Here is an 11,597-nt window from a genome sequence, read left to right on the forward strand (position 1 = left end):
CATTGTCGCGGCAACGATGTGGGGACTGTCAGGAACAGCGGCACAATGGGTGTTCCAACAAAAACATGTAGGGACAGAATGGCTTGTTTGTGTGAGGATGATGATCTCAGGGCTTTGTCTATTAGCTTTTGCATCGTTTCGAGGTGTTCCGTTGTTTCATATTTGGCGTGATCGGAGTAGTTGGATGTTGCTCATTTTATTTAGTCTAGTAGGAATGCTCGGTGTACAATATACATATTTTCTTTCCATCGCATATGGTAATGCGGCTGCTGCAACGTTACTGCAATATTTAGCGCCTATTTATATTGTCTTATATTTTTTTATACGTGACCGAAAACGACCGTCCGTCCCCGTTTGGAGTGCGCTTATTTTAGCTATTTGCGGCACGTTTCTATTATTAACAAATGGAAAATTAGGGGAGTTAAACATATCTTTTCTTTCGTTTTTTTGGGGAATGGTATCTGGATTACTTCTCGCATTTTATACCATTTGTTCAGCTAAATTATTAAAAAAGTGGGATTCCCTTATCATTGTTGGCTGGGCAATGACGATCGGAGGAGTGACTATCATCCCAGCTGTCGATTCGCTCTTTGCTCCGTTTGTAACACTTGATTTTCAAACGATGATTGTTATTTCTTTTATTGTCATATGTGGCACATTGTTGGCTTTTTTACTGTTTATTGAGAGCATTCGGCATTTATCTCCGACAGAATCGAGCATTTTATCTAGTGTAGAGCCTTTGTCAGCTATTGTTGCCTCAGTGCTGTTTTTACACGTATCGTTCGGCTTTTTTCAAACGCTTGGAAGCATCTTGATCATTGCGACTGTCCTTGTTTTAGGAAAAAGAAAAGTGGCTTCCCCGTCATAAAAAAATAGATGTTTATTTTTCTTCATTTGATAAAATAGTGTTGCTCATTAATTCACAAAAATGGAGGGAACAATGATGAAAACACGTGGGAAAATTGTTACTGTATACATTCTTACTGTCTTTTTATTAGTTGGACTTGTAAATGGGATTATTTATGTTCAATTTCAATCATTAATCGCCAACAAGGTCATAACGACAAACGCCCAACTGGCTTTGAAGCTCATTGATGCGAAATTTGATGGGGGATGGCAAATCAAAGACGGTGCGCTATATAAAGGAGACATAAAAATTAACGGGAACGAATCTGTGATCGACTATGTCAAGGAAGTTGTTAATGCAGATAGTACTATTTTTTTGAACGATGAACGTGTTACAACAACAATTGTAAAAGATGGTGAAAGGCAAGTAGGAACAAAGGCAGATCCAAAAGTTGTACATGAAGTTATTGAAAAAGGAAATGATTACATAGGTGAGGCGAATGTCCTTGGAGAATCATATGTAACAAGCTATTTGCCAATTAAAAACAACGGCGGTGAAGTAATCGGTATGTTTTTTGTTGGCATGCCGAAACACGTTGTTAACCAGGAGATTAATAGTGTAATTGTAAAAGTCATTGTCATTTCTATATTATTTATCATTATAGGTGTAGTTGCATATCACTTATTTATTTCCGTTCGGATTATGAAGCCGTTACATATTGCAAAACAACATCTCCAACAAATAGCTAGTGGCGATTTTAGTAAGCAGTTGCCGGAAACACTTCTTCATTCGAAAGATGAGTTTGGTGAAATGGCACGTGCACTTGATGAAACAAAGCAGGCGCTTCGGGACATGGCCCTTCATATCCAAATGCAAGCGGATGCGATTGATCAACAATCAAGTGCACTTTCTGCCACTTCCCAGCAAATGTCTGCATCTACGGAAGAAGTAGCAGCAACAATGGAACAAGTATCGCAAGGGGCGGCAGCTCAAGCAAGCGATTTAGCCGATATGACACATTCACTTTCTTACTTAACGGAAAAAGTCGAACGTGTATATGTAGAGCTTGGGAATGTGAAGCAAGAAGCGATTCGTACGTCGAAACGAGCAGATGTCGGTAAACATGAAATGGATGTGCTAATTTCCACAATCGAACAAATTAAACGAGCGTTTGAAACCGTAACAAATCATGTCCAAACATTAACGGCATCTGTCCAAAAAATTAGTGGAATTACAGAAATGATTTCTACCATTTCTGATCAAACGAACCTATTAGCCCTAAATGCGGCAATTGAAGCAGCACGTGCAGGGGAGGCAGGGAAAGGGTTTGCCGTTGTGGCAGATGAAGTGCGCAAGTTAGCTGAACAGTCCAAATCATTTACAGAGGATATTGTTCAACTTATTACATCAATTAGCAAAAACACAGATGACGTGATTCATACATCGACTGAAGTAGAGCATTTTATTAAAGACCAAGCCAATGCCGTTGAGAAGACTGTTCGTTCGTTTGCTGACATTTTAACATCAATTAGCCACATTGCCCCGTTGCTTACTTCTACTGAGCAGGCAATGGATGAAATTGTGAGAGAGAAAGATAAAGTGGTCGCGCGCATCGAACAAATTAGCGCGGTAGCTGAAGAAAATTCAGCAGCGACAGAGGAAGTAACGGCTTCGTCAGAAGAATTAACGGCATCGGCTCAAGAAGTAGCCTCAACAGCTCAACGATTGTACGAAATCGCGGAAAGAATGAAAGAAACGACGAAACGATTTATCGTGTAGTAAGGCGGCAGGAAATCTGTCGCTTTCAAAATAATTGTAAACGTTATCAAAACAGATTATAGTAAAATTAGGTGACGACGATGACACAAAAAAAATGGACGATAAGCCTTATGATACTGTTTGTTCTGTTTTTGTATGCTTTTTTTCACTTTATTACAGTAACAAAACAGCTTGAAAAAACAGTAGCCAAACTACAACATGAGCAAAAAGCAGCATCTCATCTTCCGCATGTCATTTTAATATCTCAAGTATTTGATAACCCATATTGGCGTAAAATTGAGCAAGGGGCAAAAGAAGCGGGAAAGTTATACGGTGTAAACATCGAATATATCGGTCCGCTTCGAACAAGCATTGACGAACAAGTAAAATTGCTTGAAAAAGCAATTGCATCTCGCGTTGATGGGATTATTGTTCAAAACTTAAAAGACGAAGCGTTTACACCGCTCATTGATAAAGCTATCTCACGGAATATACCTGTGATCACCATCGATGCTGACGCTCCAAAAAGCCGTCGCATCGCCTACGTTGGAACAAACAATTTTGAAGCAGGGCAATTGCTCGGACAGGCTGTTGTTTCCCGAATTGAAGGAGAGCGGTTCATCGGGGTTATAATCGGGACGGATACGTCCGAAAATCAACGTTTACGTTTGCAAGGATTTTTATCTGTTATTCACCAACATCCGCGGCTGAAAGTCGTTTCAGTTGCATCATCAAGCATTTCGCGCATTCAAGCTTCCATTCAAGCCGAACAAATGTTGCGGAAACATCCTAATATTTCAATCATGGTTGGTACAAGCGCGCTAGATGCGATCGGCATTCGAATGGCTACGAAAAATTTACATCGAAATGATATTCAAATATTCGGTTTTGACGATGTAGAAGAAACGATCGAAGCAATTAAAAATGGAGATATTGTCGCGACGGTCGTTCAAAAACCTTACGATATGGGTTATTCAGCCGTGAAATTGATGGTCGACCATCTCTCAGGGAAACAAATTCATAAAGAACATTTTACTTCGATTGAAGTCATTGATCGTCAAAACGCTCAGCAGGGGAGAAACAAATGAAAATTCGGACGAAATTGTTTGTTTTTATTCCGCTTCTCGTTCTTTTACTAAATTGCATCGCATTTTTCATTTTTCAAAGCGGAAAAAAAGTACAAGAAAGCTATGATGTTATGATGCAACGTATTTTTTTATATAAACAAATTTCGCTTGAGACGCAAGAAAATGTCCGCTTTTTAAGTAGCTATCTAATTCATCAAGATGAATATAATTACAAACAGCTGATCGAACATAAAATACAATTAGAAAAGCTAAGCCTTGAATTAAAAGAAAGACAACTAGAAGGCAATAATGCTTTCACCTTGGAAAATTATAAAAATATGATTTATGTCTTTCTTGATTTAGAACAATCTATTATTCATAAACTAACAAAGCAGCAATTTACAGGATATGCCGATCAATATAACGAGATTGAAAAAGTTGCATCATTTATTAGAGAAGATAGTCAAGCGCTCGTTGATATCGAGCTTAGTTTATATCAGCCGGTATACAAAAAAATGTTGCGACATATAGCAAAAATGAATGAGCTAGGGGGGACATTATTTATTTTAACAACGATTTTAAGTATTGTATTTGCCATATGGTTATCACGGACAATTGTCATTCCAATCCATCATCTCGTTCATGCAGCGAAAAAAATATCAGCTGGTCAACTAGACGCGCGTATTCCTCGCTTTCATGGGCATGATGAAATCGGCTTGCTCGGTAAAACATTTCAACATATGATCGAAAACTTACGTATATTAATATCGAAAAATATGGAAATATTAGAAAAAGAAAAACTTGTGCGTGAATTCGAGTTAAAAGCGCTTCAAAGTCAAATTAATCCTCATTTTCTATTTAATACACTAAATGTCATTTCAAAGCTAGCTTATATTGAAGGAGCAGAGCAAACGAGCGAACTCACTATTTCGACATCTAATTTGTTGAGATATAACTTGAGGAAGTTAGATCAACCTGTTACGTTGCGTGAAGAAGTAGAGCATGCGAAAGAATATTTTGCGATTCAAAAAGCCAGGTTTCGCGATCGTGTCGCTTTTCAGCTCGAAGTAGATGAATCGTGTTTGGAGCAGCCGATTCCATGCTTAACGTTGCAACCGCTCATCGAAAATGCTTTTATTCATGGAATTGAAGGAATGGAAGAAGGGGCGAAAATTCAATTAGTCATCGAACAAAAAAGAAATTGTATTCAAGTGACGATAGCAGACAATGGTGTAGGAATGCCGTATGATGTACAAAAAGCAATTATGAATGCCTCGTATTCATTAACAAAAACAGGCCATTCAACAGGACTTGGATTAGAAAATGTGCTACGACGTCTCCAACTTTTTTATGGAGTAGAGAAAATACTGGATATGCAAAGTGCACCGAATGAAGGAACAGCCATTATTTTGCGACTGCCAAGGAGGGAAAGCGATGTATAAGCTACTCATTGCCGATGATGAGCCGCTAGAGCGGGAAGGATTGCAGCTGATGATTGAGCGAGCGTTTCCACATACGTTTACGATTTTTCATGCTGAACACGGTCGAAGTGCGATTCAGCAAGTAGAGAACCATCGTCCACATATTATTTTTATGGATATAAAAATGCCAGGTATTCAAGGGCTTGAGGCGATTGCTGAAATTCGAAAGATCGATGCGCAAGCAAAAGTTGTTATTTTAACAGCATACGATTACTTTACATACGCGAAAGAAGCTATTTCTCTAGGTGTGAGCGAATACGTGCTAAAACCAGCTAAAAAGCAGCAAATCATTGATCTATTACAAAAGTTGTTACATCAAGTTACGGAAGAACAAGCGATGCGCGAACAACAATTAATGGCTCGTGAAAAGCTTGTTCAGCTGCAAATGTTAAGTGAAACAGCTTGGACATGGTTATTGATGGGGAAAATGGACGAATGCTCTGCACATACGTTTAGTGGTATAGAATTTGAATGCGCGTACGCGATCGTTATTGAATTAGAAAAAAATGATGTATGTGAGCGTGGAAAGTGGGAAGAAACGGTGAAACAATGCGTAAAACAACATCGCCGTTGCTTATGCAGTCCGCTTAGTCAAAAGCAAATAGCCATTTTTATTGAAAGTCAACCACATGAGCATGTTATTTCGTCCGTTCAATCGTTGCTAAAGCACCTTGAGAAAGAACTGAAGCAGCGGGTAAAAATCGGAATTGGAACGGTGCAGTCAAGCATTGATGGGCTGAAACGTTCATACAAGGAAGCACGTACAGCCGTATGCTATTTATCTTCATTTAGCCGGGTGATGCATATTGACGATGTTCCAATAACGGATGAAGTGGAACAAATCGATTTAAAAACAAACGGCAGCGTCATTGAGCAAGTCGAACTGTTTTTGCATGAAAACTATTGCTATGATGTGACGCTTGAAGAAGTCGCAAAATACGTTCATTTGACACCGTACTATTTTAGTAAACTATTTAAAAAAGAAACAGGACAAACGTTTATTGACTATTTAACAAATTTACGTATTGAAAAAGCGAAGCAGTTGATGCGTGACGAAGGATTAACGGTGAAAGAAGCATGTTATCGCGTAGGATATAAAGACCCAAACTATTTTAGCCGTGTGTTTAAAAAAGTGACAAATATGACACCAACCGAATATCGGCAACAAGTATGCGAGCGTTCATAAAGCGCTCGCATTTTTTTGTCTTATCACAAAAAAATGCTAGTTTATTTCTTTTTTTATAATGGAAGCGCTTAAATTGTGCGAATATACGACAAATAAGTGAAGGAAACAAAGAAAACGCTTTCTTTTTTCTATGTTACGCTGAATATGTAAAATCATATGAAAAACAAGGGGGAATACGTGTGAAGTGGTGGAAACATGTCGCAAAAGGAGCGGCAACATTTGTGTTAGCGTCTGCATTAACAGCATGCGGTGTTGTATCTTCAGGAAACGAAGGGGGAAGCGAATCGACGAAAAAAGACGGCGATAAAATTGTGATAGGGCTTTCAATGGACACATTAAAAGAAGAGCGTTGGCAGAGAGATAAGGAATTGTTTGAAGCAAAAGTGAAAGAACTTGGAGCAGAAGTGAAAACATTAGCTGCAAACGGAGATGACGCAGTGCAATTAAGCCAAGCAGAACAGCTTATTTCTGAAGGTGTCGATGTTCTCGTTGTTATCCCACACAACGCTGAGGCGTCAGCGCCAATTGTTGACAAGGCTCACAAAGAGGGTATTCCTGTGATAGCGTACGACCGTTTAATTAAAAATGCTGATGTTGACTATTATGTTTCATTTGATAATGTACGCGTCGGTGAAATGCAGGCACAAGCAATTGTAGAAAAAGCACCAAAAGGAAATTATGTTTATATTGGTGGAGCAGACACAGATAACAACGCACATTTATTCCGACAAGGGGCGATGAACGTATTAAAGCCACTTGAGGAGAAAGGCGATATTAAAATTGTTTACGATCAATTCTCGAAAGATTGGAAGCCAGAAGAAGCGTTGAAAAATATGGAAAACGCATTAACAGCGAATAAAAATAATATTCAAGCGGTTATTGCAGCGAACGACGGAACAGCAGGTGGCGTCATTCAAGCGTTAGCAGCACAAGGATTAGCAGGCAAAGTACCTGTTTCGGGGCAGGATGCTGATCTTGCTGCTCTTCAGCGTATCGTCGAAGGAACACAAACGATGACAGTATATAAACCAATTAAAGCTATTGCGACGAAAGCAGCAGAAATGGCTGTTGCGTTAGCGAAAGGTGAAAAAATCGAAACGAATCAAACTGTATCAAACGGCAAAATCGATGTTCCATCTGTATTGCTTGATCCGATTGCAGTAACGAAAGAGAACGTATTGGATACAGTCATTAAAGATGGCTATCACAAACTAGAGGATGTGTTTAAAAACGTACCGAAAGATCAATGGCCAAAACAATGAAAATAGGGGCTGGCTTTGCCAGACCCTTCTTTTCAACATGATACAACGGGAGTGAAATGAATGTATGCATTAGAAATGATAAATATTACGAAAGAGTTTCCCGGTGTGAAAGCGCTTGATCGCGTCAGCTTCAAAGTGAAGAAAGGAGAAATTCATGCGCTTTGTGGTGAAAATGGGGCAGGAAAATCAACGTTGATGAAAGTGTTAAGCGGACTGTATCCAGCTGGCACATATGAAGGTGAAATTCGCATTGATGGTAAACCTATTTCGTTCCGGCATATCGTTGATGCCGAACAAGCCGGCATTGCGATCATTCATCAAGAGCTTGCGCTTGTAAAAGAAATGACGGTTGGGGAAAACATCTTTTTAGGGAGAGAGCCGCGCAAATTCGGCATCATTCAATGGGATCAATTGTATTATGAAGCAGAAAAATGGTTAAAGAAAGTCGGATTAACCATTTCTCCACAAACTAAAATTCATTCCCTCGGCATCGGTCAACAGCAGTTAGTTGAAATTGCGAAAGCGCTAGCAAAACAAGCTAACATTTTAATTTTAGATGAACCTACAGCTGCGTTAACAGAGAGTGAAGTTGAAATTTTAATGGGCATTTTAGAACAACTGCGTGCACAAGGCGTTGCATGCATTTACATTTCTCATAAAATGCCGGAAGTGTTTCGGCTTGCGGATTCAATTACCGTATTGCGCGATGGAAAGTCGATTGCGACGCTTTCGCGAGCGGAAACGAATGAAGATGAAGTTGTTGCACTCATGGTTGGACGTGAGTTGACGGAGCGTTATCCGTATGTCAAAAAAACACCAGGACATGTCGTATTAGAAGTAAAAAACTATTCTGTTTGGCATAAAGAAAAGCCGATGAAGGTCAATGACGATATTCGTATGACGATTCGTGCCGGAGAAATTGTCGGAATTGCTGGTTTAATGGGTGCTGGGCGGACAGAATTGGCCATGAGTTTATTTGGGGCATACGAAGGGAAGGCAGAAGGGGAAGTGTGGATTGAAGGAAAACAAATGCACATTCGTTCCGTGCAAGATGCGATTCGCTCAGGTATCGCCCTTGTCACAGAGGATCGGAAACGGTTGGGGCTTGTACTCGGAATGGACGTAAAAACAAATACGACATTGGCAAGTTTAAAAAACATTAGCCGTTGGCAAGTTATTAATCAAAACGAAGAATTGAAATGGAGCCAAAAATACGTCGATGAACTTAAAACGAAAACGGCTTCGTTAGAAACAGCAGTCGGTACATTATCCGGAGGGAATCAACAAAAAGTCGTATTAGCAAAATGGCTAATGGCAAAGCCAAAGCTTTTAATATTAGACGAACCAACACGCGGTATCGATGTTGGGGCAAAATATGAAATTTATCATTTAATGAATAAATTAGCTGAAGAAGGCGTTGCTATCATGATGATTTCTTCTGAGCTTCCAGAAATTTTAGGGATGAGCGATCGCATTTATGTTATGCGTGAAGGACGAATCGTGAAAGAGTTATCGCACGATGAAGCAACACAAGAAAATATTATGATGGCAGCGACAGGAGGGGAATGAGTCGTGGAAGTCAAAGCAGTTATCGAACAGCAGCAAAAAAAGAAAAATATACTTGGTAAAGTAGATATTCGCGCCTACACAATGATCGGTGCGCTCGTTGCCATTTGGATTTTTTTCGGAATGTTAAATGAAACATTTTTAAGTGCACGAAACTTATCTAACTTATTTACACAAATGTCAGTTACTGCAATTTTGGCAATCGGAATGGTACTTGTTATTGTTGCGGGGCACATTGACCTTTCCGTCGGTTCAATCGTCGGTTTTACAGGGGGCATTGCCGCTATTTTAAGCAATTGGATGGGAATGCCAACATCAGTTGTTATTGTATGTACATTGATTGCAGGGGCCCTTGTTGGCCTTGTACAAGGATGGTTAGTCGCTTATCGAGCCATTCCTGCCTTTATTGTCACGTTAGGTGGAATGATGATTTTCCGCGGGGCGTTAATGGGAATTACGAAGTCAACAACCATTCCGATTTTCGATGCGAAATTCATTGCATTAGGAAGCGCATATTTTACAAACATGTTCGGTGTTGTACTTGCGGTAATCGCTATTGTTTCTCTATTTGTTTCTACGTTTCGTAAGCGTAAATCACGGCAACAATACGGTTTTACTGTTTCGCCATTGCCGCTCGAGATGGCCAAACTGTTTGTTATTAGTATACTGATTTTAGCTTTTGTTCTTACGATGAATAGTTATAAAGGAATCCCGTTCCCTATTATTTTTGTCATTGCATTAGCGCTTATTTTCTCATTTATTGCGACAAAAACGACATTTGGGCGACATGTATATGCAATCGGTGGCAATGCGGAAGCGGCTCGCTTGTCTGGAATTAACATTCAACGTCATACGATGATGCTATTTGTCTTTACTGGATTACTTTCAGCAATTGCTGCGCTCGTCTTAACAGCTCGTTTATCTTCAGCAACGATTTCAGCCGGTCAAATGTACGAACTTGATGCGATCGCCGCTTGCGTCATCGGGGGAACATCATTGATGGGAGGATCCGGTACAATTATCGGCGCGATTATCGGTGCGATGGTCATGACGTCGCTTGATAACGGGATGTCGCTACTAGGCATGGAAACATTTTGGCAATATATTGTAAAAGGAAGCATTTTAATTTTAGCTGTTTGGATTGATATTGCAAGTCGAAAACGAAAAACAAATTAAAAGTAAAAAAGCTGATCGTTATGCGGTCGGCTTTTTTATTTGTTGTATAATGATGTTTGGAGGGATATATGTGCAAATAAATACAGTCATTTTACGATACTTAGAAATCGAATTGAAATCACCGTTTACAACAAGCTTTGGAACGATGAAAAAGCGCCCCGTTTTATTAGTTGAAGTGATGGATGAACATGGTGTGCGTGGATGGGGAGAAGGTGTTGCGTTTGCTGCACCTTGGTATACGGAAGAAACGATTGAAACGATGTGGCATATGCTTGAAGCTTTTTTAATTCCGCTCCTTTTCCAAGCACCTGTTCATCATCCAGATGAATTGCGTGAGCGATTTTCGATCGTTCGTCGCAATTATATGGCGAAAGCTGCACTTGAAGGAGCCGTATGGGACTTGTTTGCGAAGCGACGTCATATTCCGTTACATGTAGCGTTAGGGGGTGAAAAAAAGGAAGTAGACGTTGGCGTAAGCATTGGTATTCAACCGATAACGGATTTATTAAAACGGATGGAGCAGGCGCTTATAGAAGGATATAGACGTGTAAAAATAAAAATTAAGCCAGGGTGGGATGTAGATGTCGTTCGTGCTGTTCGGCATCACTTTCCCGATATACCGCTTATGGTTGATGCAAACTCTGCTTATTCGTTACGCGACATCGACCGTCTGCAAGCGCTTGATGATTATGAATTGCTTATGATTGAACAGCCGCTTGCTGTGGACGATATTGTTGACCATGCGAAATTACAAGCGAAGCTAAAAACGCCGATTTGTTTAGATGAAAGCATTTGTTCATATGAAGATGCAAAAAGGGCGATTGAGCTAAAAAGTTGTCGCGTCATTAACATAAAAATTGGTCGAGTAGGTGGATTAACGGAAGCAAAACGCATTCATGACTTATGTCAGCAACACGATCTTCCTGTATGGTGCGGAGGGATGTTAGAGGGAGGGGTCGGCCGAGCGCACAGCATCGCTTTAGCGACACTTCCGCACTTTTCTTTACCAAGCGATACAGCTGCGTCGGCAAATTATTGGGACCGTGATTTCATTGATCCAGAAGTTACCGTTCATCATGGACGCATTTTTGTTTCGAAACAGCCCGGTATAGGCCATGAAGTGAATATGAAAGAAGTTGAGCGGCGTGTCGTTCGTTCAAAAATATATAAGCGTGTGAAAGGGTGAGGATATGTTTGACCCAACGATTTTTGATAATTTAAAAACGGTAGTAGAAGGAGCGATTTATGACTTAG

General features: G+C 40.0%; 9 protein-coding genes. All 9 read left to right on the plus strand.

What is annotated here, in order from left to right; genetic code table 11:
* The first annotated feature begins 1 nt into the window (after position 1).
* The 9 genes from V7Z64_RS08435 to menC all read left to right on the plus strand — a co-directional run bounded on the left by V7Z64_RS08435 (position 2) and on the right by menC (position 11,529).
* Positions 2–868 (plus strand): DMT family transporter, encoded by an 867-nt coding sequence (locus V7Z64_RS08435; RefSeq protein ID WP_297990591.1) that lies wholly within the window; start codon positions 2–4, stop codon positions 866–868.
* Between the two features lie 72 nt (positions 869–940).
* A complete protein-coding gene (locus V7Z64_RS08440; RefSeq protein ID WP_334110063.1) occupies positions 941–2,626 on the plus strand; it encodes a methyl-accepting chemotaxis protein in 1,686 nt (561 codons plus the stop codon).
* Positions 2,627–2,706: 80 nt separating this feature from the next.
* Complete coding sequence (locus V7Z64_RS08445) at positions 2,707–3,693, plus strand: sugar-binding protein (RefSeq protein ID WP_334110065.1); 987 nt, start codon at positions 2,707–2,709, stop codon at positions 3,691–3,693.
* Positions 3,690–5,114: a sensor histidine kinase gene (locus tag V7Z64_RS08450; RefSeq protein WP_297990588.1), complete on the plus strand. Its 1,425-nt coding sequence runs from the start codon at positions 3,690–3,692 to the stop codon at positions 5,112–5,114. The genes V7Z64_RS08445 and V7Z64_RS08450 overlap by 4 nt, the downstream gene beginning before the upstream one ends.
* On the plus strand, positions 5,107–6,339 hold the full coding sequence (locus tag V7Z64_RS08455; RefSeq protein ID WP_297990587.1) for a helix-turn-helix domain-containing protein: 1,233 nt from the start codon (positions 5,107–5,109) through the stop codon (positions 6,337–6,339). The genes V7Z64_RS08450 and V7Z64_RS08455 overlap by 8 nt, the downstream gene beginning before the upstream one ends.
* Positions 6,340–6,518: 179 nt before the next feature.
* Positions 6,519–7,601, plus strand: coding sequence for a D-xylose ABC transporter substrate-binding protein (gene xylF, locus V7Z64_RS08460; RefSeq protein ID WP_297990586.1), 1,083 nt, complete (start codon positions 6,519–6,521; stop codon positions 7,599–7,601).
* 60 nt (positions 7,602–7,661) lie between these two features.
* Positions 7,662–9,170, plus strand: a complete 1,509-nt coding sequence (locus V7Z64_RS08465) for a xylose ABC transporter ATP-binding protein (RefSeq protein WP_297990585.1) — start codon at positions 7,662–7,664, stop codon at positions 9,168–9,170.
* Between the two features lie 3 nt (positions 9,171–9,173).
* Positions 9,174–10,343: a sugar ABC transporter permease gene (locus V7Z64_RS08470; protein WP_297990584.1), complete on the plus strand. Its 1,170-nt coding sequence runs from the start codon at positions 9,174–9,176 to the stop codon at positions 10,341–10,343.
* A 64-nt stretch (positions 10,344–10,407) separates the two neighbouring features.
* The gene (gene menC / locus V7Z64_RS08475; RefSeq protein WP_334110071.1) at positions 10,408–11,529 is read left to right on the plus strand and encodes an o-succinylbenzoate synthase; all 1,122 of its coding nucleotides are present in this window, start codon (positions 10,408–10,410) and stop codon (positions 11,527–11,529) included.
* The last annotated feature ends 68 nt before the right edge of the window (positions 11,530–11,597 follow it).

Origin of the sequence: Anoxybacillus sp. (assembly GCF_036834105.1) — a bacterium.
Taxonomy (GTDB): domain Bacteria; phylum Bacillota; class Bacilli; order Bacillales; family Anoxybacillaceae; genus Anoxybacillus.

Excerpts from the sequence above, each read along its gene's own strand:
- V7Z64_RS08440 (WP_334110063.1), top strand. The coding sequence starts at position 941 with ATGATGAAAACACGTGGGAAAATTGTTACTGTATACATTCTTACTGTC.
- V7Z64_RS08445 (WP_334110065.1), top strand. The coding sequence starts at position 2,707 with ATGACACAAAAAAAATGGACGATAAGCCTTATGATACTGTTTGTTCTG.
- V7Z64_RS08450 (WP_297990588.1), top strand. The coding sequence starts at position 3,690 with ATGAAAATTCGGACGAAATTGTTTGTTTTTATTCCGCTTCTCGTTCTT.
- V7Z64_RS08455 (WP_297990587.1), top strand. The coding sequence starts at position 5,107 with ATGTATAAGCTACTCATTGCCGATGATGAGCCGCTAGAGCGGGAAGGA.
- V7Z64_RS08465 (WP_297990585.1), top strand. The coding sequence starts at position 7,662 with ATGTATGCATTAGAAATGATAAATATTACGAAAGAGTTTCCCGGTGTG.